This is a genomic window from Paenibacillus baekrokdamisoli, assembly GCF_003945345.1.
Lineage (GTDB): Bacteria > Bacillota > Bacilli > Paenibacillales > Paenibacillaceae > Paenibacillus_Z > Paenibacillus_Z baekrokdamisoli.
Genome location: NZ_AP019308.1, coordinates 7,215,679 through 7,237,727, shown reverse-complemented (window position 1 = coordinate 7,237,727; position 22,049 = coordinate 7,215,679). Strand labels below are relative to the sequence as shown.

Genomic DNA, 22,049 nt, shown 5'->3' with positions numbered 1-22,049 from the left:
TTGTGTCGGGATTAGAAGAGTGAGGAAGATCTGAAGGCTCGCAGCTTTCAGATCTTCCCATCGCCTACTTACTATTAATCAACTTCTGGGTTTTTTTCCATTTATCAGGAGCCGCTTTCACATTCGCTTTAATAACTTCCTCTACCGACTTGCTCCTCGAAGCAATTGCGCCAAAAGCATCTAGACCAGGGCTGTCGCTAATTGCTTGCGGAGCGAATACAAGTGCTATCGTTTTATATTTGTTCGTAGCTTCCAGGGCACTCTTCGTAAAGTCGCTGATCTTCAGACCGTCAACCGAGTAGATGAACGCTCTGGAGGAGCCGGTTAACTCCGTAAATTGACGATTGGCTTCATCAGTAGAAGAGAATAGCAGGAATTTCTTCGCGACTTCGATATTTTTCGATGCGCTCGGAATACCGCCAAAGCCGGATGTCAAGGATTCGATTACCGGTTCATTCACAACCGCATCCTTTGCTGGTGGGAATGGCATCATTTTCATCGTGAAACCTTCAGGAATAGAGTCCTTCATCTCGTTTTCTAACCATGCGCCGTTCAGAATCATCGCTGCTTTCCCACGTAAAAACTCCATCTGCGATTCCGTATGATTCAAAGCGAGCGTGCCCTTCATAATCCAATCGTCTTTAAACATTTCATCCAATAAAGTAAAGGTACGATGGAATGCCGGATCTTCGAACAGACCAGGAATGTCAGCTTCCGTCGGATTTGTAATCTTTTCAATGAATTCCGTACCTCCATACTGCAGATAAGCAGCATGTCCGAACGGGAACAAATAGTACGGGTATTTACCCGGATAAGTAAGCGGTGCGATTCCTTTTGCTTTTATCACTTCAGCAAGCTTCTCCATTTCTTCCCACGTATTCGGATACTGCCAGCCGTTTTCTTCAAACATTTTCACATTATAAATAATTCCTTGGGATAATTGGGCTAGAGGTACACCGTATTTTTTACCAAAGACGTCCATCGCTTTATTCGTCGAATCCGTGATAGTTGATGCAATTGTTTTTCCATCCGGCTTTTGTGCTTCGTAAAGATCTGTTAAATCCACAAGCTTCCCAGATGGTCCCCATTTGCGCATTAGAGAGTCATCGACAAACACGATATCCGGAACATTCGTTTTCGATTCAACCCGCGGTTGAATGATTTCATTCATCTTCGGATTGCCTTCCAATTCTATCGTTACGTTCTGATTTTGCTTCTCGAACTCTTCCTTCAGCCATTTAAACCACGAATCGCCATAACCACCCTGAAAAAATGCAACCTTAAGCGTAAACTTTTCCTCTTTGCTGTTTGTCGCCCCATTTGCTTCTGGAGTCTCTGATTTTCCAGCACAGCCCGCCAACACACTCAATACCATAAGCAGGCCAAGAGATAACTTCATAAAACGTTTAACCATCGACAAACTCCTCCTTTTAAATGAACAGCATATCTATCTATGTGAATAATGTAACGTAAAGCCATTGGTTATTAATTCGTTCTACCTTTTATTTGACGGCAATCTGGAGCACTTCGTCCTGTGTAGGCATTCCATCCTGAGCACCAAATCGTGTCACCGCTGCTGCTGATACCTGTATGGCGAACTCAATACAATGAGAGATGCTCCATCCGGACATCAATCCATACGCTAATCCGCCATTAAAGGCATCCCCGGCTCCAACCGTATCAATGACATTCACTTCGGGGGGTGTAACCGTTACCACATCTTCGTGTAAAAAGTAGGAGCAGCCGTGTTTGCCCCGTGTTACGATCATCATCGCGGAACGTTGATTCTGCCAATCCGAAATTGCTTGCTCTAGACTACTTTCGCCTGAGAACGTTCTTCCTATCATTTGTTCAAATTCTGTCTCATTCGGAGTAATATAATCGACAAGCTCCAATAGTTCATCTGATAATGTGGTGTAGGGAGCTGGATTTAAAATGGTTACTGCTCCTATTTGCTTTGCCATACGAAGAGCGGTAAAAACGGTCTGTATGGGTATTTCAAGCTGTACGAGCAGGATGTCATCCTCCTGAATCAGCTGCTCTAAATCTTGCAATTCCGCTTCTGTAAGCATTCCATTCGTTCCAGGTACGACAATGATGGTGTTGTCTTCCTTCATATGCGTGATGGAAGCTACACCGGTTGAAGCGCTCTCAAGGGTCTGAATGTAAGAGGTATCCACACCGTTAGCGTTCAGCGAATCGATTACCTTTGTGCCAAACCAATCATCCCCCACCAAGCCAATCATCGTTGAGTCAGCTCCAAGCTTTGCACAGCAGACAGCTTGATTAGCACCTTTTCCGCCTGGAATATAATGAACAGAATGACCTGTAAGGGTCTCCCCGCTTCTTGGCAATCGATCCGTGGACACGACAATGTCCATGTTCAGACTACCGACGATAACAATTTTTCGTTTCTTCATGTCACAAACTCCTTTGAAGCTCTTGTAGTAGATGATTCTTTTATTATTAATCGCACATCCAGAACCTGCACATGGCTTGCTAGTGGTCGTTTATGGATAAGTTCCACCAAGTGATGCATCGCAAGAGCACCCATTTCTCCAATCGGCTGAGCAACGGTCGTCAACTCGGGGACAACTAGTGGAATAGATATGCCGTCGAATCCTACGAGCTTGACCTCATCCGGAACCGACATCCCCATAGCCACGAGTGCTTTTAGAGCACCAACCGCCATAATATCATTTCCTGCGAATATCCCATCTACGTCTGGATGTCTCTTGAACAGCCCTATGGTTGCTTGATAAGATTCTTTTATTTGAAAATCGCCCTGAACGATCAAATGGGGAGAGAACCAATCCTGATCCTTGCATATATCCTCATAGCCCATGTAACGTTCTTTGGCGGAATATACGCCCATTGGACCACAGATGTGTGCGATTTTTCGGCATCCCTGCTCAAGCAAATGATTAACAACCAGATGGGCTCCCGTTCGATTGTGAGAGATAATCGATACGATTGTTGGATGCTGGGGAAATCGATTGTCGATGACAACAATAGGAATCTTCTTTTGCCACTTTTTGATCTGGACCGCTCCAAGGGTATAGGAGGCCAGAATGACACCATCAATCCGCTTTTGTTCAAACACTTGAAAATATCGTTCTTCTTTGTCCAAGCTGTTGTCGGTGTTGCACAGGATGACGGTGTATCCAAGCCTGCTTGCTTCTTTTTCAACAGCCTTTGCTATTTCCGGAAAGAACGGGTTTAGAATATCCGGCACAACCAAGGCAATCGTTCGGGTACTCTTTCCGGCTAAACTGCGAGCAATAGGATCGGGTTCATAATTAAGTGCTTGCATAGCTTGAAGTATTGTCTTTTCTGTTTCCTGCTTCACATATCCGCTTTTATTGATCACCCTTGAAACAGTAGCGATTGATACTCCCGCCATTTTTCCTACATCTCGAATCGTGGACATATTCGGAACCTCTGCCATCCCCATGTGTAAACGGTTACACATGAATTGTTAAATATAATTAAAATATAACGATTTGGTTATTCACTTAGGTGAGTAGTGTTCTAGTAGTAAATAGCTCCATCAATTCCTCGTGGTTAACATCCATGCAGACCTGTACGTTCGGTTTGCTCTCTGGTATTTCTCCGAAATGCGGTTTCATACTATAGGTCATTCCCCTTGTATGCTCTCCTCTTGTTTCCACATGTACAAGCTTACTTTCGGTGCAAACTATACTTCTATTGATCAGAATCGCAAAGGGTATAGCATCAAACATAATAATCGGGCGATTGACTCCGACTGCTTTCCATCGCTTCACAAGTCGAGCAAGAAACTGCGACTGCACCGTATCTGTGCGAATCAAAGTATCTATCGTAGCATCCGTATCACTTGTCAAGCTTAGACACACCTCCAAACCTGCCGCTATTATTGGAATTCCAGAGCTGAACAAGATATTGGCCGCTTCCGGATCACTTACAATGTTACACTCCTTGTAGTGACTGCTGTACTCACCGCCCATAAGGATAACTTCCTTTACGTTTCGAGAAAATTCTGGAGAACGGGAGATGGCAATGGCCAGGTTAGTCATGGCTCCTATCGCGACAATTGTGATTTGTCCGGGTGATTCATTTACTGCTTGAATCATCAGATCGGCGCCGTCCAGATCGGAGCGATAGGAAAAGGCATCCATCTCCTCTCCATATTGATTCGGAAATTCTTCATAATTCCATTTGCCGCACAGCGGTACAGAAGCGCCAGCCGCAACTGGAATATGTGCTGCGTTATTCACTTGAAGTAGTCCGCTGGCAATTTTCGCTCTTCGATCGGACTGAACGCCTACCGTAGTAATTCCTTCGATCTGGATTTCAGGAGAGTGAATCGCTAATGCAATGGCTAACACATCATCAATATCTCCACCAATATCCGTATCAATTATGACTCTTTTCAATTCCTTCTCCACCTTCCTAATCTAGCTGTTCATGTGAACAGCAACATGTACAAGATTACTTTTCAACCTATTTAATAACTTTTAATTGATATTACCCTTGGGAACATTCTATATTTATATGAATGACTAATCTATAACGAAATGGCTACATGCTATCACGAACCGGATAATCCCGCGTTTATTTAAATTTCATTAAAATCCACCAAAAAGAACAATTACGGTGAAAGGAATGAGCTGGTATGAATTTCAATCTCAATTTCCTGCAATTTTATTACCTTTCAATGGCAGCTTCTCCTCCCATGCACAAGCATGGCTGCTTCGAGCTTGTCTATTACAAGCGAGGAGCAGGCTATACCAACATCGGCGGAAAGCGATATGATTATCACCCGCACACATTCGCAATTATTCGCCCAAACACACCGCATGACGAGAAGCATGAGAAGGACACCGAAGTTTTTTTTATCGGATTCGATTATGATGACATTCCTATGAGCTTGCACAATGGTGTCTATAAGGACGGGGACAGTCTGCAAATCTGGCGATTATTACAAGCAATGAAAACTGAGTTTCTAGAAAAGCGCAGCTTCCATTCCTTACAGCTCAACTTAATTGGGGGACAATTGATGCTAGAGCTTTGCCGTATTCCGCAGATTCAAACCGGGAACCTAGAAAAAGAAGATCGTATTATTTACGCTATTAATTTCCTTAAAGAAAACTATACTCAGTCCGTTCAGCTTCAGCATTTGGCGGAGTTGTCCGGCTACAGCTTTGATCGCTTTCGCCATGCCTTTAAAGAGAGGACCAGCCTCTCTCCCATGAACTATATAATGATGAAGCGGATCGAACGCTCCATTGAGTTATTATCCAGCACCCGCTTGAAAATCGCTGCCATTGCTGTTGAGTGCGGATTTTCCACACCTTCACAATTCAGCTTGCTGTTCAAGAAATGTACAGGGATTACGCCCAAAGAGTACCGGGAGGACCCTTCCGCTCTACCAGCGAAGCCTATATTTGCGGAAGATTGAGAAGGGATTGTGTTATCCCCCCTTTAAAGAACCTAAAGAACCTTCAGATCCACTTTCATAGTGGCTTTGAAGGTTCTTTTACACATATTATGGGATTGTCTCACTCTGGTTTACCCATTTGGGACAGCCCCAACTTTTAGTAGCGACAATCATAATCTCAATTTCGAGACCACAGGGATTCGATTTCCTCCAGTGATTTCCCCTTTGTCTCGGGTACCACACGCCAGGTGAAAAAGAAGGTAAACAAGGACATGAAGCCAAATAGCCAGAATGTAATTGCCGGCCCTGCAGACGAAAGCATCGGAGGAAAGGTCTGAGACACGATATAATCCGCTGCCCATAGCGCCATTGAAGCAATCGCGGTCGCTTTTCCACGAATACGGTTCGGGAAAATTTCGGACATGACCACCCATACGACCGGCCCAAGTGATACAGCGAAGGCTGCCACATACAATAAAATAAAGATGAGCACCAAAGGCCCTGATGTGTGTCCGGTTTGAAATGCAGCACCGATAACAACCAAGCACACGGTCATTGAAGCAGATCCGACGAGTAAAAGAGCCTTTCGTCCAACCTTGTCAATGAGCCATACAGCAAGAATAGTAAAGAGAAAATTAATCAATCCGACCAAAATGGTCTGCATCAGCGAAGCATTGGTGCCGGATCCCGTTTCCTTGAAAATTTCAGGAGCATAGTACATGATCGCATTGATACCCGTCACCTGCTGGAGAACGGCCAGGCCCACCCCCACAATTAGAGCAAGCCGCAAAGCAGGACTGAACAGCTGTCGAATCGACCCGCTTTCCTGTTTAAACGATGCCTTAATATCCAGTACTTCCTTTTTGGCCAGATCCTCGCCATGAATCTTAAGTAAAATCGGAAGAGCTTCAACCGCCCTCCCCTGCTTGATCAACCATCTCGGACTTTCAGGTACAAAGAAGAGCAATACTAGGAACAACAAGCCGGGAAGAGCTCCGAAACCAAACATCCACCGCCAAGCTGTAGAAATGTCCCACGCGTCATCTCCGTAACCAGCAATACCTAAATTAATGAAATACACGAGAAAGATACCAGTAACTGTCGCGAACTGATTCAGCGCTACAAGACGACCGCGATATTGGGCAGGCGCTATCTCTGCGTTATAGAGCGGACATAGTGTTGAGGTAATTCCAATCCCGAGTCCGCCGATGATACGGGCAATGATATAACCGGTGAACGTATCTGGAATGGCGGAACCAATGGAACCGATAATGAACAGCAGGGCAGCCATAATCAGCACTTTTTTCCGGCCGAATCGATCTCCAAGCACCCCAGAGCCTGCAGCTCCTACGATACATCCGATGATCAAACTGGATACAGCCCACCCAACCTCCACCTCATTTAAGGTGAAACGTTCCTTCATAAAACCGATCGCACCTGATACAACAGCGGTATCAAATCCAAATAATAAACCACCCAAAGCGGCAACCATCGAAACTAGGGTTACAAACTTCATGCTGACTTGTTGTTGGCCTTGATTGTTTATATTTGAGCTCACAAACGTTATCCCTTCTGACTTATCCGCACCTGCTGCGTGCGGGTCCTTTATCTTCTAACAGAAGCTAAACCCGTAATTAGAGACTCATTATACCATCTGTTTTGTTTAAGTTAGGGCCCCATTCCCTTCACTTATTGGTTGTTTACCAGCATAATATTAACCCAACCTAATTGGATCTCGATAAAGGACCGCGGACTAGCATAATATTGTTCGGCAATAACAAAATAGTCCATGTAATAGCTACATGAACCTATCCTTTGTTAAAGTTGATTGCGATATTCAGTGGGCGTTACCCCGGTTACCTTTTTAAAAACACGGCTGAAATAATTAGGGTCTTTATACCCGACAAGATAACAAACTTCCTTCAGGCTGAACTGCCCGTCCCTAATGCATTCTTTGGCCCTTTCGATACGCAGTCTTGTGACATAATCGATGAAGGTTTCTCCTGTTTGCTGCTTGAATACTTTACTGAAATAATAAGGATTCAAGTGAACTTGCTCCGCCACATCTTCAAGGGAGAGTTCTTCATGGAATTTTTCTTGAATGAACGTAATTGCACTGTCTATGACACTCCATGTTCGCTGTTCACGTTCCTCACGAATTCGCTTGATTGCCAATTCCACATAGGTACGCTCAGAAGTATTGGCAGCTTTAAACCTATTTGAGGTTTCTGGTTGTCCTTCTGTGGAGAGCATGCTCAGATCCTCAAACCGACACAGGCTTCCCCATTTTTCATCATACGTGGATGCGAATACAGCTTCAAAATACGATTTTCTAATTCCCTCAATATCCGCTCGAACGGATCCGATACCTATTGTCGCATCGATACTGCGCTGCTGATGAAGGATCTCCAGCAGCTTAAGGCCTGCGGAATGAGCCTCTTCTCGCAATACTTCATCCTCTATTCGAGCTTCCCCAAGAAGGAAGATAACCATATGCCAATTGACCATGGAACTGACAACACAGCTTGTCCTATCCTTGATTAACCCTTTTGCAGTATTTTTCACCGTCTCATAGATCCTTTTCTTTTCTCGGGCTAATTCGATTTCGGATGTATGCCCAATTTCAGGGAAGCCGAGCACAACCGCACATCCTTTATCTATAGAGAGCTCGAGAACATCCGCAAGATTTCCCACTTCGGTCTCATTCACTTGATCGGACATAAAGACTAGAGCCATTTCCGTTTCTGCAAGCGGCAGCAGCTGGAAGAACTTATCCCGCATCGCGAACTCCTCGTCGCGTTTTCTCTGTTCCTGATCAATCTCAGCCACCAGCCGCTGCAAGAGTGTGACGATCTGATCACGTTTAGCCGGTTTGACGAGATACTCCTTGACCCCCATAGAAAGAGCCTCTTTGGCGTATTCGAAATATTCATAAGCTGTCACTAGAATCATCTTGACCTGCGGATTCTGAGCCTTAATTTCCTTTAATGCTTCCAGACCTTGAATGCCCGGCATTCTAATATCCATCATAACGATATGCGGACGAAATTCGTCAGCCTTTTGAATCGCTATACGACCATTCTCCGCATGAATAACTTCGAAGATATTCGGCATCATTCGCGTAACAATCCATTCAATGCCTTCTCTCTCCAAGGCTTCATCATCAGCAATCAGTAGACGATACATCTCCATCTTCCTTCCCAGCACTAGGAAGCCGGATGAATACTGTTGTTCCCCGGCCCGGCTCACTGTAAATGTCTACAAGATTCTTTTTTCCATAAAATAGTTCAAGTCGTTTAAAAACATTACGCGTCCCTAAGCCAGTAGATTGTCCCTTTTCTTGGCCTAGCTGCGGATTGAATTCGAAGTGAAGCAGCGACTCACGTACCTCCTTGGTCATTCCGATCCCATTATCTGATATCGCAACCCTTGTCTCATTAGGCCCGCATGTAATGACCAGCTTGATCTGAGCCCCTTCCTCCATTCCCTCAATGCCATGAACAAAGATATTTTCTAATATAGGCTGGAGGGTCAGCATGGGAACAAAGACGTTCAGTCCACCCTCCTCAATTTCCGTTACAAACTGAAATCGGTCGCGAAAGCGGGCCTGCTGGATTGTAAAATATTCTCTGGCATGCTCCACCTCCTCCCTGAGCGTCACGGGGCGATCTAATTTACGGAGATTATACCGAAGCAGATTCGACATGGATACCATAAGATCGCTTGTTTGTTCAGCGCCCTCGAGCAAAGCCAGCTTAGCTATCACATTCAAGGAATTAAAGAGAAAGTGCGGGTTCATCTGATTTTGTAGAACTTCAAGCTCTAGCTCTTTGACCAGTTTGTCTTTTTCTAAGCTTTCTTTCTCCTTCACAATAAGTTCCTTCAAATTATCTTGCATACGTCCAAAAGCATGAGATAAAACACCAAACTCATGATTGGCACTGATCTGTGGAGGGGCAGCTTGTAAATTCCCATCCGAGATTTGTTGAGCCGTTAAAGCCAGCAGCTTAATCGGTCTGGAAATACTCAAGGAGATCCAATAAGCAAACATGACGCTCAGCAGCGTATTCAGGATAAAGATAGCGACTCCCCAATGATCTCTAGCTTCCGTTTGCAGAAGAATTTGTCGATAGAGAGGCTGATAATAACGGAGCTCCAAATCAATAAGATGATAACCTTCTTGTTGGATGAACGCAGCTGTGTGCTCAGCCTCTTCGTAGAAAGCCGCATACGCCAAAGAACCTTGATTATTTAACGCCTCTATTACTCCCGCTTCTTGTAAGGTAAAGGTGTCGATCATATTGCGGTAGCTCCGAACGGTGAGAGCTGTAGCTGGAATCGTATTCTTCGCAGATAGACTATCCCGGAGAAGATTCAGCTCAGCCCTCTGGGATAGATAGGCGTTACGACTGCTGTCCCTTCGATCCACTAAGTAAACATTCAAAACTCGGAGATTTTCCTGCGTTTGTCCAGCAATTTGTTTGTATAATAATACCCGATCCAGCATCACATTATAACTTTGCTGCACCGTTCTTCCACTTTGAAAGATGAAATAAGAGACCCCATTATTCAAAATAAAGAGTGCAGGTATGATAATAAATAGCATGCTGCGTATCTTCATGGGCTGTTCACTCTTGACTTCAGATGTGTAATATCCAGAATATCCGTAGCTGTAAAGAGCTGCACTGGAAAAACGTCTCCCTTGAAATAGTCCCCTAATAGATGAACCGCTTTGAATCCTATCTCTTCAGGCTGTTGAACGATGGATGCAAGAATAACTCCCTGAGCAATCCCCTGCTTCGTCTCCTCCAAATCATCGAATCCAAACACACGTAGGCCTGCTCTTTTCGCTGCCTTCATGCCTTCTACAATGCCAACTGCATCTAAGGAGCTAAATCCGACCATCGTTTGAATACTCGCGTATTGGTTCAGCATAGCCTCTGTCTGCTTAGCAGCTTGGATCCGTGAAATATTCGATGAGCGAACAGCTACGATCTCAAACCCCGGCGTACTAGCAATAATGGAACGGAAACCCTCCAAACGCTGCTGTTGATTGTCAGCCAGCTCGCTTCCGATAATGACGCCAATATGGCCCCTCCCGCCAGCATCTTTTATCACAAGCTCTCCCATACGTTTGCCCGCTTCCCTATTATCTGTTCCCACGTAGGCAAGCCGCCGGCTAGCTGGCTCATCCGCATCTACAGTAATCACGGGAATACCATCATTGATTGCCTTGCTAATCAGAAGATCATACTGCTTGTCCTTGATTCCCTGCACAACAATAGCATCCGCCTTGGCTGCAATCGATTGTTCCAAGAGCTTCGTTTGCTCGGAAGGATTAATACGAATCGGACCCCTGAAATCAATCTGCATACCTAGCTGCAGCGCGGCTTCTTTTGCTCCCTTTTCCACCATTCCCCAGAATGGATTATCTAGCTCTTGAGCGATGAGCACAACAGATTTAATGGATTTATCTTCTACGTTACCCTGTTCCATTTGCAAGACTAGATGATCAATCTTAACCGTAGAAGATACAAACTGGAAGATAAAATAACAGAAAACAAGAAGAACAATGCTGATCAGACCCAAAGTCCATTTTCTATTTGACATGAAAACACCCCCAAGAGGTACGATTCCACGATTGATCTCAAACTATTCCAGCCTTTCTTATGTGGCCTCCTTCATCTAACAGATTCGGATATGTAAAATAAAAAGGAACCGATGCTATAGTAGCACTGGTTCCTTTTCCATCTAGCCTTTTACAGCGCCGACGGTTATACCTTTTATAAGATACTTTTGGAAGAAAGGATACAATACCATAATCGGAAGCACTCCGATTATCGCTATCGCCATCTTCACTGTTGTGCTAGGTAAATTGGCCCCAGCCTCGCCAAACTGAGCGCTGAACTTGCTTTCCGTAAGAAACTGAATGTCGGTCAGCATCCGGTTCAGAATGTTCTGAACGCTGAAGAGTCTGGAATCTGTCACGTAAATCATTCCGTTAAACCAATCGTTCCAATAAATAATGGTCTGAATCAAACCGATGGTCGCAACGATTGGCATCGATAGCGGCAGAATGATTCTACAAAAGATTTTGAATTCTCCAGCACCGTCAATTTGCGCCGCTTCGATTAGGGCAGGAGGAATCGTCGTCATGAAAAAAGTCCGCATAAGCAGTACATTGAAACCGTTCATCAGCAGCCCTGGAACGATAAGCGCCAGCACTGTATTTTTGATATCGATATACTGCACATAAATCAAATAGGTAGGGGTTAATCCACCGTTGAACAGTAGGGTGAAAAATACGAGGAAAGCGACCAAGTTGCGTAATGGTACTCCCTGTCTTGCCATTGGATAAGCAAGCATCGCCGTAATGATTAGGCTTGATGCCGTTCCAACTACTGTAATAAATATTGTTATTCCGTAAGCCCTTACCAACTGCTCCGAATGATCCCACAAGTAGCGATAAGCTCCCAATCCGAATTTTTCCGGAAAGAAGGTATAGCCCTGACGTATGATCGAGCCCTCGTCCGAGATAGACGAGATGGCGAGCAGCAGGAAGGGGAGCACGCAGGCTGCCGAGAGGGCAATCATCGGCAGATGAAGCCAAATTTGCTTTCTCTTTTGAATCGTATTCACACCTCTCCACTCCAGTCCTTATGTCCTTAGAACAACGCGTTGTCCTTGCTAAATTTGCGTACCGCATAGTTCGACAGCAGTACCAGCACAAAGCCGACAACAGACTGGTAAAGCCCTGCAGCAGAAGACATCCCAATGTCGCCGAGATTCATAAGTGCCCGGTACACATAGGTATCAATAACCTGTGTCGTATCGTTCAGTGCTCCGGACCCGAGCGGTACCTGATAGAACAGGCCAAAGTCCGAATAGAAAATTTTACCGATCGCGAGCAGCGTCATCATAATGATGATTGGTGACAACAATGGCAGCGTAATTGTGCGAATTTGCTGCCATTTGGTAGCTCCGTCGAGTTTGGCGGCCTCGTAATACTCTGGATCAATGCCGATAATCGCGGCCAAGTAGATGACGCATAGGAACCCGGCACCTTTCCATAGGCTGATGATTGTCAGAATGAACGGCCAGTATGCCGCCTCGGTGTACCATGAAATTTCATTAAGGCCTAGCCACGGGAGAACCGTTTTGTTCATGAAGCCCGTATCCACACTAAGCAGGGAATACGCCAGGTAGCTAACGATGACCATGGAGATCAAATGAGGCAGCAGCATCACACTCTGGTAAACCCTAGACATGAACCGGCTGCGAATTTCATTGAGCCCAATGGCGATGGCTACAGCTGCAACCGTATTAAGAACAACGAACACGAAATTATAAAGAATGGCATTTCGGGTGATGATATACGCGTCCTGCGTTTTAAACAAGTATTCAAAATTTCTGAAGCCGATCCAGTCGCTGCCGAAAATCCCCTTTACGGAATTAAAATCCTTAAAGGCAATCAGCAGACCGAACATTGGCAAATAGTTGTTAATTAGTAAATAGGCAAGGCCCGGAACCATCATGAGCAGCAGCACGCCATATTTGCGTATGCCGCTCTTCCGGCGGAGCCGATAGGCTTGTTCCATCTTACTTACTCACCGCTTCCCTGTTATCACTTCACTGATGGTCCGATGAGTTTAACCGGGCCGAGCAGGCCGGAGGGCTCCTGCTGCACGAACTTGGAGAACCAATCCTGCTGATCTTTCACCAGCGTATTCGTCACTTCAATAGTCAATACGTTTGTCCCCAGTTTCCAATACTCCGAGATGTCCCATACATAAGGGGCGCAAAGCTTAACCCCCGCCTTTTGTCCGTTCACCCATACCTCAGCTGTCTCATAAACCTTCCCCAAATCAAGCCACAAAGGACCTGACATTGCCTCGTCTTGTATCTGGCATTCATATTTAATCGTGCCGGAAAAACGTGGCAGTAGATCGCGTGCACTCATATTGCGCAAGCTTGTTAATGCTCCCCAATGCTCAAATGTGGGATACTTGTCTGCGGTGGCCAATGAAACCTGCCACTCTGTTGGTTCGACAAGCCGGCTTGCGGCACCAGATGCAGGCCGTGCTTTTCCATTGCGGATCGGCAAGCTAGCTTCATTGCCAGCTGGAATACGAAGCAGGATGGCTGATTCATAAGCGCTGAGACGAAGATCGAGGACGAAATTATCTCCTTCTCCGACCAAGTCCAGCGTATTGCCAAAGGCGTCGTAACGCATCCATACACCCTCACCCGGAAGGCTGATGCTGGTTTCAAGCACGCCTGTCGGATGCTCGTTGAACAGCATTACCGTCTCCAACTGATCATGCCGATATTGATACGTCCGCAAATAAGGCTGCCAGTCGGTCGTCGCAAGCTCGAACATGCCCCATTCCCGCAGCGTATCCGCAAGCTTAACCAATGGAACCACCGAGATATTGGACTGTGCCGCCAGTTGCTCAATCTCCTGTGAATATGGCACGGACTGGCTGACCCGAGTCGGCAGCGCGTCGATAAAGACGATCGGAAGACCGGATGCCGCAAGCTCTGTAAGCTTAACAACCAATTCGATCGGCAGCGCTTCGGCGTAAGGAATTATGAGGCATCGGTACTGCTCCTTATGAATGGTCAACTCCCCATCCGGCGCTGCTGAGGTTAGCAGAACATCTGCTGGAACCACATCGCAATCAATCTGATTCTGCATCAGCTGCTTAACGGGCTCTTGGAAGAGCATATATTCACCTGACCATTCCGCCTCCGCGTGATAGAGCACGGCTGCAGTCGCCACATGCTGCCCATCCGAGAACAAATGGCATAGGCGGTTCGTATAGCTGTTCAATAAGTTGTAATATCTGAACTGCGGATTGCGTCCCCTCGCATAGAAGTGAGGAGGGCAGTCCCAATCCGGAAATTCCTTCTGGGAGAAGGCATGCGGCACAAAGTGATTCACGCCTCTGACCAGCATATGGTCAGTCAGCCACTTCATCAGCTTCAGCCCTTCCGCCCAGCCATAAGCACCGAATATCTCGCAGAACGTCCTGCCCCGCTTACGAGGATCGATATGTCCAAGTGAAGTGGCCAGCTTGGTCATCCCATAATGAAAGAAGACGCTATCCGTGTTCCCGCCCATCCAGGAGAAAGAGATTTCATCGAAGCCGGGCACAATCTGCCACAGTACGACATCCAGCCCCGACATATCTTGGCCCTCAAGCGCGCGGTAGAAATGTCCCGCTCCGCAGCCAAGCCTCGCGTGAACATTGTTGTCCTCAAGCAGATGGCCGATATATTCCACGCCGCGCTCTCTGCACCAGTTTCCGATACGGCCGCTGAAATGCTCTGCATACAGCTTGCTGATTACATTCATGTAGGCATATCGGATAGCGGACGCCGGCTTCATTATAGATGCGCTTCAGCAGCGGTGCAGCAATCGGGGGCGCTGGAAGATAAACGGAGCGCCAATTAGGGAAGTCACGCACGACAACCGACGGCGCTCCATCAGGTGAGGAATAACCCCAAACCTGAGCACCCGCCGCTTCCGGACGGAAGACCGGATTCAACTTCATATCGCCATACACGGTCGTCGAGCCCGGGAACAGGTTGGCGTCCAAACGATACTGAACAGGAAGCTCGATTGGAACCGACGCATCCTTCTTGATGACGATGTTGTCAACGGCCAATGCACCACCGTTATGCAGACCCCATATCAGATAGTAATCTTCATAGCCTTTCAGTGTAAACGTGAACGACTTTGTATACGGATCGCCCGGCGCGTCCGTCCAGTTGTTGACACCCACGTCCTGCGCGTTTCCACCCGACTTCGTTCTGGCCAGGAAATAGAAGGTCCCGGAAGGTCCCGGCGCGGCGAGTGTCTTGGCTTTGAACGTAACCGTATAGGTCGCTCCCGGCTCGAGCTTGATTTTATTTTTGTCAGTGAATAAAAATTCGTGCCAATCCACAGATTCACCCGCTTTGCCGTATGCGGAGTAGCTGCCATCGATAACTTTGTCCAGATCCGCTACAATGGCTCCATTGCCGCTGCGCTCTCCGTCGGTATAGTCGGACTGAAGAAAGCTCCCCCCTTCGAAGTTCTCCGCCCACTGGCCAGTTGCCGACCCTTCGGACGGACCGTCGCCGCTGCCTCCTTGCGCAAAGTTGATCCCCGTTAAGCTTTGCATACCCGTGGTGGACAGGCCAGACTCGGATACGTAACCGGGCGCCCAGGTCCATACCAGCGTCCGGCCGCCTCTCTTGAGCTTCTCAATCGCAGCTCGCTGCGCATCGGTCAGATAGAAGGTATCCATGAAGATGTAAACCTTGTAATGGTCAGGAATCAGTCCCTGCTCCAGATCCTCGATCAGGTACCGGTCGAACGGCGCTCCAGCCTTGCTCAGCTCTCCTAGTCCTTGTGGTCTCGTCGTCGACGGACCTTCATAGAAGGCGGCCGAAGTATCCGTGCTGCCGCCCAGGTAGAATTCACTCTCATTCGAAGAGATGACGGCTACCTCCGAGTTTCGCTGCCGGGGCAGCTTCATTGAATAGTCGCCCCACTTCTTCAGGTTCTTGAACTCCGCCGCGAAAGCCGGGTCGTTGTACCATAGCCCCGAGGAGTGATCCATGTACCACATGCCGGTCGCATGGGTGACCGCCTGCCCGAAAGCCCGGCGCAGCAAGCCAAGTGACTCGCCCATGTTGGTTGCCTGAACGAACGAGGTACCCGGCGGTGCAAGATGCGTACGGTCGTCCGCTTCGTCGATGAACAGCTTGCCATGCAGGGCAAGGCTGTCCGGATAGGTGCGCAGTACACCGTCGTCTCCCGGTGCCCGCCTGTAATACGAATGCGGCGAGGTGAACAGATCGACGTTCGTCAGCCGATGCGCCTGCGCGACTGCACGTTGATGCACCTCTTGCGGCATATAGCTCATGTCCGGACTGTAGCCGTACAGGACAGAGGTTAACAGCCGCCCCTCACTCTCCTCCTTGACGATCCCGGCAAAGTAGTTAATAGCATCCACCGGCGCCTTCTGGTAGGCTTCATAATAATCAATAACCCGCCGCGAAATAGTAGGATCGCGGAATAGGCCGACATCGCTAGCCCTGCGTTCTTCAACAGTCGGAATTGTAACTCCTTCGAATGTAACGGCAGGATCACCCCAGCCAGCTCGTAATAGCGACAGATCATTGCTATATTTGTCGCGCAAATAGGCAATGAATGACAGTCGCATCGGCTCGCTCGCATCGGGCAAATATTCGGCGTTCCAGTTATGCCACTCACCATACATGCCGCCCGCCAGCGTCAATCCGAGCAGCCTGTCGGCATAGGGGCCATCGAGCAGATGGCGAACCAATCGCCTCAAGGCCTCGCCCGCTTCCTTCTGCCATTGTTCGGACGCCATTGATGCGTCTTTGGTCAGCGCGTTCGGATCCGGCGGCTGCTGGGAGTAACCCAGCTGCTCCGTTCCGTTGGCGGCAAGCCACCACTGAGGCGCCCACAAGTGAATGCGGGGCAGAGCCAGACCGCTGGGTACCCGATCTACGAATGTTTTCATAACGCGGTCGATCGTGGAGAAGTCCTGTTGTCCCGGTCCGATCCAGCCTAGATCGAGGAAGCTCGTTTTCTCAATGAATGAATACAGCTTCACATTCGCATCCTGGAACACATCCGCATCCCGCTCTGAAATCTCTTGTTCGAACAGAAACATCGGAAATTCCGGCTCACCATTAACGAACAGCGCCGGTGCACCTCCATACGTGCCGATCCTCATATCTTGCGTCTCAGGCGGTTCCTGCCCGGGACCCGAGTGTTCGGCCTTTACGGATTCTCCCAGCGGAAGAAGACTTGCCAACAGCATTATAGACATAACGATCAGGAGCAATCTGAAATTCCATTTCCCCATGGTTCGCGATCCACCCTTTCAACAACCGTTTTGCAGTAGGCAATCTCGTTTCTATCCGTCTATCTCTTTATAATCTAACTGTTAAGAACTTCGTCAGGATCACCCCCATTCCCACAGTGTGTTAGTGTGCTGACTAGTACCGGTAATCAAGTCGATAGACGAATCGCTTGCTCTGATGATAGTTTCTTCTCCTCCACAAACCTTCTCATATCAATTGTCCTTTTTTCTAATCGGGAAGCTTCCGCAGCAAAGGCGAGCAGATGACTTTGAATAGAATTTTCCGCGGACGTTAGACCTTTCTCGCAGCCTCCGCTTCTCACCAGACGAATGAAATCGCGCATCAGGTTCGTATCACCGCCACCATGGTTACCAACCGGGTTACGCAGCGAAATCAGTTGTTCCTCTCCCGTATCGAACCGTTTGAGGATCAGCTCGTTTTTGTCCATCGCGGCGCGAATTTCACCTTCTGTTCCGGTAATCTGCATGAACCGTCCACCGTCCCGCGAAAATGCGCTCATTGTAAATACAGCGGCTACTTCATTGGCAAACTCGAAGTTAACAACCTGATGATCAACGACATCATTGTCGCAGTGATATACGCAGCGGCCATAAGGTCCTTCCTGGAGAGCCTTTACCCTTCCTTCGTAGGACAAGTCCGTGCTGATCATAGAAGTCGGCCAGCCAATATGCTCTGTCAAATATTGTTTAGGCGCATAATATGCACATGAATCCATAACTGGGCAGCCGTCGAGACATCTGGCCGGGGCTCCCTCAGGGGCGTTCTCGGATCGGAAATGCGACAGCGAACCGAACGATGAGACGTACCGGCATTCCGCGTCGATTAGCCACTGAATAATGTCCATATCATGACAGGCTTTGGCCAATATCATGGGGCTTGATTCGACAGAATTGCGCCAGTTCCCCCTAACGAAGCTGTGGGCCTGATGCCAGTAACCGACATATTCATTTAACTGGACGGTCATCAGCCTGCCGATCTTACCGGACACAAGCAGCTCTTTTATTTTGGTGAAAAATACTGTATACCTCAGCACATGACAGATGGACAGGACGACACCCGCATCCCGCGAACGTTCACCCAAGGCGATGCATTCTTCGGGCGACGGGGACATCGGCTTCTCCAGCAGCACGTGGTAACCGCGTGCAAGCGCCAACATCGTCTGCGCGTAATGATCGCGGTCTTGCGTACAGATCACGACCGCATCCGCCAGCCGCTCCTGCGCAAGAAGCGCTTCCGCATCGGAAAAAGCATAGGTATCGTCGACGCCATGCCTCTCTTGAAATTGCCGTCTTCTTTCGGGATTCGGTTCGGCAACCGCAATGATGTTCATTTCCTCGGGGTGCTCGGCAGCATAATCGGCATAGGCCTGCCCTCTCGTTCCCGCGCCGATAATGGCTACATTTACTCTTTCCATATCAATGAAACCTCCGTTTTGTTGAATATAGAATGACCGGCAACACCTGTTTACCAACTTTCAAAACTTAAAGCTTGGTAATTGTAATATCGTCCACTGATAAGCTGCCGCCCTTATGAATGCCCCATACCAGGCAGTAGTCATTGTAATTGTTGAGGGTGAACGTGAAGCTTTTGGCATACGAAGCCCCGACGCCATCAGTCCAGCTGTTAATGCCTACGTCCTGCGTGTTGCCTCCGATCGCGGAGCGTGCCATGAAGTAGAAGCTGCCTCCCGCGCCGGGTGCGGCGATCGTCTTGGCCTTGAAATCGACTTTGTAGGTTCCGCCCGCCTGCAGCTTGACTTTATTGCGGTCGCTATAAAGAAATTCCGCCCAGTCCGTCGTTGCTGCGGCCGTTCCGTAGACGGAATGTGCGCCCGAGACGATCCTGCCCGCGTCTGATGTAACTTCACCATATAACCCGTTAAATCCGACCGAATAATTGGAAGCCGCGAAGCTGCCGCCTTCGAAATCCTCCGTTATGTTGCCACTCGTAATCGGGTTATTCAGTGCGAAAATCGCTGTGTCGCCCCGCTGCATATTTACCTGGAACTGCTGTATGGCGCTGCCGATCATTTGACCGGTGATGATATTGTAGACGGGCGATGACGACGGCAGCTTGATTGTTTTGACGCCGCTGCTTGCCGCATGAAGGCTGATCCATGACTTGTTGACCTCCAAGTTATCATAACTGTCCGAATATACATGGACTCCCGCATCGTTGTAGACTTTCTTCAACACCGGCGCCGGCAGCGGCGGAGAAGCGATATAGACGGACCGCCAGTTGGGGAAATCCTTCGCCACAATTGCAGGCTCATTGGGATTGCCGGTAGTGCCCCACACTTGTGCACCCGTCGTGCTCGGAAGGAACAGCGGATCAAGCGTTACCTCTCCGTACTTGGTCGTCACTCCCGGAAACGCGGCTGCGTTCAACCCGATCTGCGACTGTTTGGTAATCAAAATACCGTCCACCGATAGACCCCCGCCGCCATGAATGCCCCATACCAATTGATAGTCGCTGTAACCTTTAGTAGTGAAAGTAAATGATTTCGTATAGGGTGCGCCTGCCGCATCCGTCCAGCTGTTGATCCCGACGTCTTGCGTGTTGCCGCCCGCCGCAGAGCGGACCATAAAGTAGAAATTGCCTCCGGGACCCGGCGCGGTAACGGTTTTCGCTTTGAAACTGACCGTATAGTCGGTGTTCGGATCGAGATGGATCTTGGTTCTATCGCTGTACAAGAATTCGGCCCAATCCGTCGTATTGGGAGCCGCGCCGTATGCCGAATATGAGCCGGATATAACCTTGTTCGAATCCGGAGTGACAGCCCCGTACAATCCGTTAAAGCCTGCCGTATAGTCGGTTTGCGGGAAGCTGCCTCCCTCAAAGCTCTCGGTCCTCTTGCCGCTGACCTGTGTGAAATTAAGGCCGGTCAGGCTGGCCATGTTGGCGGTGGACAGCCCCGAATCGGAGACATAACCAGGTGCCCACGTCCATACCAGCGTCCTGCCTCCGCCTTTGAGCGCTTCGATCGCCGCGCGCTGCGCATTTGTCAGGTAGAAGGTGTCCATGAAGATGTACACCTTGTAATTGTTCGGCACAAGTCCCTGCTCGAGATCCTCGATCAGGTACCGGTCGAATGGCGCCCCCGCTTTGCTGAGCTCGCCCAGCCCTTGCGGTCTTATCGTCGACGGCCCTTCGTAGAAGGCAGCCGAGATATCCGTCTGGCCGCCCAGATAGAACTCGCTCTGGTTGGAGGAGATCACCGCCACTTCCGAGCTGCGCTGCCGGGGCATCGTCATGGAGTAGTCGCCCCATTTTTTCAGGTTTTTGAACTCCGCCGCGAAGGCCGGATCGTTGTACCATTGTCCCGAGGATTGGTCCATATACCACATTCCGGTCGCATGGGTGACCGCCTGCCCGAAGGCCCGGCGGATCAAGCCCAGCGACTCGTTCATATTCGCTGCCAGGACGAACGAGGTTCCCGCCGGCGCCAGATGCGTGCGGTCGTCCGCCTCGTCGATGAACAGTTTCCCGTGCAGCGCGAGGCTGTCGGAATAGGTGCGCAGCACCCCGTCATCTCCCGGCGCCCGCCGGTAATACGAGTGCGGCGAAGTGAATAGATCGACATTCGTCAGGCGATGCGCCTGCGCTACCGCCCGGTGGTGCACTTCCTGCGGCATGTAGCTCATATCCGGGCTGTAGCCATACAGCACGGAGGTCAACAGCCGTCCTTGGCTCTCGTCCTTGACGATTCCGGCAAAATAGTTGATGGCGTCTACCGGCGCCTCTTGGTAAGCCTCGTAATAATCGATGACCCTCCGCGAGACCGAAGGGTCACGGAACAGGCCGACATCGCTCGCGCTGCGCTCTTCGGCGGTCGGGACCGTCACGGTGTTGAAGGTGACGGCCGGATCGCCCCAAGCTGTCCGCAGCAGCGCTTGGTCGTTATGGTACTTCGTGCGCAAATAGGCGATGAATTCCTGCCTCATCGGCTCGCTTGTATCGGGCAAATATTCGCTGTTCCAGTTGTGCCACTCGCCATACATCCCACCCGCCAGCGTCAGGCCCAGCAGCCGGTTCGCATAAGGACCGTCCAGCAGATGGCGGACCAGATTCCGCAGTACCGTCCCCGCTTCCTGCTTCCACTGTTGGGACGCCATGGAAGCGTCTTTGGTCAGCGCGTTCGGGTTCGGCGGCTGCAAGGCGTAGCCGAGCTGCTCCGTTCCGTGCGACACGAGCCACCACGAAGGCGCCCACAAGTGAATGCGCGGAAGCGCCAGCCCCTCCGGCACCCGATCCACGAACGTCTGCATCACACGGTCAATCGTCGAGAAATCCTGCTGTCCCGGCCCGATCCAGCCGAGATCGAGAAAACTCGTCTTCTCGATGAACGAATACAGCTTCACGTTCGCATCATGGAACACCTGACCGTCGTGCTGCGAGATCTCCTGCTCGAACAGGAACATCGGAAACTCGGGCTTGCCGTTTACGAACAGCGCTGGCGCTCCCCCGTAATTGCCGATATGCATGTCTTGTACGACCGATGATGCTTTCATTGCGCCTGCCTCCTCCGACCATCCACGATCACCTGACAGAATGACTCCAATTAACATCGTTGCGGCCAATACGGCCTTTCCTATTGTTCGCTTCACCATGCCCGCTCTCTCCTTTCATTTCAGAAAAGAATATAACCTGAGCTCTCTTCATATCCCCCCCTTCGAAAAAACATAATCTACGTCCAAATGTCAGAGACCGCTCCCACCTCATC

Annotated in this window: 15 protein-coding genes; 1 reads left to right on the top strand and 14 read right to left on the bottom strand. The window is 49.1% G+C overall.

Annotation, left to right across the window (positions count from 1 at the left end):
- Positions 1 to 64: 64 nt before the first annotated feature.
- The 4 genes from EKN16_RS31860 to EKN16_RS31845 all read right to left on the bottom strand — a co-directional run bounded on the left by EKN16_RS31860 (position 65) and on the right by EKN16_RS31845 (position 4,415).
- Positions 65 to 1,414, bottom strand: coding sequence for an extracellular solute-binding protein (locus EKN16_RS31860; RefSeq protein WP_125665634.1), 1,350 nt, complete (start codon positions 1,412 to 1,414; stop codon positions 65 to 67).
- 88 nt (positions 1,415 to 1,502) lie between these two features.
- Entirely contained in the window at positions 1,503 to 2,420 is a 918-nt protein-coding gene (gene rbsK / locus EKN16_RS31855) for a ribokinase (protein ID WP_125665632.1), read from the bottom strand.
- On the bottom strand, positions 2,417 to 3,430 hold the full coding sequence (locus EKN16_RS31850) for a LacI family DNA-binding transcriptional regulator (RefSeq protein WP_125665629.1): 1,014 nt from the start codon (positions 3,428 to 3,430) through the stop codon (positions 2,417 to 2,419). The genes rbsK and EKN16_RS31850 overlap by 4 nt, the downstream gene beginning before the upstream one ends.
- 85 nt (positions 3,431 to 3,515) lie before the next feature.
- Positions 3,516 to 4,415, bottom strand: a complete 900-nt coding sequence (locus EKN16_RS31845) for a nucleoside hydrolase (RefSeq protein ID WP_164523080.1) — start codon at positions 4,413 to 4,415, stop codon at positions 3,516 to 3,518.
- A 239-nt stretch (positions 4,416 to 4,654) separates the two neighbouring features.
- Between EKN16_RS31845 and EKN16_RS31840 the strand changes: the two genes are divergently transcribed.
- Positions 4,655 to 5,440, top strand: a complete 786-nt coding sequence (locus tag EKN16_RS31840; RefSeq protein ID WP_125665626.1) for a helix-turn-helix domain-containing protein — start codon at positions 4,655 to 4,657, stop codon at positions 5,438 to 5,440.
- 157 nt (positions 5,441 to 5,597) lie between these two features.
- On the opposite strand, the gene EKN16_RS31835 is transcribed toward EKN16_RS31840, so the two are convergent.
- The 10 genes from EKN16_RS31835 to EKN16_RS31790 all read right to left on the bottom strand — a co-directional run bounded on the left by EKN16_RS31835 (position 5,598) and on the right by EKN16_RS31790 (position 21,936).
- The gene (locus EKN16_RS31835) at positions 5,598 to 6,977 is read right to left on the bottom strand and encodes a sugar porter family MFS transporter (RefSeq protein WP_125665624.1); all 1,380 of its coding nucleotides are present in this window, start codon (positions 6,975 to 6,977) and stop codon (positions 5,598 to 5,600) included.
- A 260-nt stretch (positions 6,978 to 7,237) separates the two neighbouring features.
- A complete protein-coding gene (locus tag EKN16_RS31830; protein ID WP_179955579.1) occupies positions 7,238 to 8,605 on the bottom strand; it encodes an AraC family transcriptional regulator in 1,368 nt (455 codons plus the stop codon).
- Positions 8,583 to 10,040, bottom strand: a complete 1,458-nt coding sequence (locus EKN16_RS31825; RefSeq protein ID WP_125665620.1) for a sensor histidine kinase — start codon at positions 10,038 to 10,040, stop codon at positions 8,583 to 8,585. Before EKN16_RS31825 ends, EKN16_RS31830 begins: the two co-directional genes overlap by 23 nt.
- The gene (locus EKN16_RS31820; protein ID WP_125665618.1) at positions 10,037 to 11,029 is read right to left on the bottom strand and encodes a substrate-binding domain-containing protein; all 993 of its coding nucleotides are present in this window, start codon (positions 11,027 to 11,029) and stop codon (positions 10,037 to 10,039) included. The genes EKN16_RS31825 and EKN16_RS31820 overlap by 4 nt, the downstream gene beginning before the upstream one ends.
- A 141-nt stretch (positions 11,030 to 11,170) precedes the next feature.
- Entirely contained in the window at positions 11,171 to 12,013 is an 843-nt protein-coding gene (locus EKN16_RS31815; protein ID WP_125666893.1) for a carbohydrate ABC transporter permease, read from the bottom strand.
- Positions 12,014 to 12,084: 71 nt separating this feature from the next.
- Positions 12,085 to 13,017 (bottom strand): ABC transporter permease, encoded by a 933-nt coding sequence (locus tag EKN16_RS31810; protein WP_164523079.1) that lies wholly within the window; start codon positions 13,015 to 13,017, stop codon positions 12,085 to 12,087.
- 26 nt (positions 13,018 to 13,043) lie between these two features.
- A complete protein-coding gene (locus tag EKN16_RS31805; RefSeq protein WP_164523083.1) occupies positions 13,044 to 14,777 on the bottom strand; it encodes a glycosylhydrolase-like jelly roll fold domain-containing protein in 1,734 nt (577 codons plus the stop codon).
- A complete protein-coding gene (locus EKN16_RS31800; protein WP_125665643.1) occupies positions 14,680 to 17,307 on the bottom strand; it encodes a carbohydrate binding domain-containing protein in 2,628 nt (875 codons plus the stop codon). Before EKN16_RS31800 ends, EKN16_RS31805 begins: the two co-directional genes overlap by 98 nt.
- A gap of 146 nt (positions 17,308 to 17,453) precedes the next feature.
- Entirely contained in the window at positions 17,454 to 18,740 is a 1,287-nt protein-coding gene (locus EKN16_RS31795; protein WP_125665641.1) for a Gfo/Idh/MocA family protein, read from the bottom strand.
- Positions 18,741 to 18,807: 67 nt separating this feature from the next.
- Positions 18,808 to 21,936, bottom strand: a complete 3,129-nt coding sequence (locus EKN16_RS31790; RefSeq protein ID WP_125665639.1) for a carbohydrate binding domain-containing protein — start codon at positions 21,934 to 21,936, stop codon at positions 18,808 to 18,810.
- Positions 21,937 to 22,049: the final 113 nt, after the last annotated feature.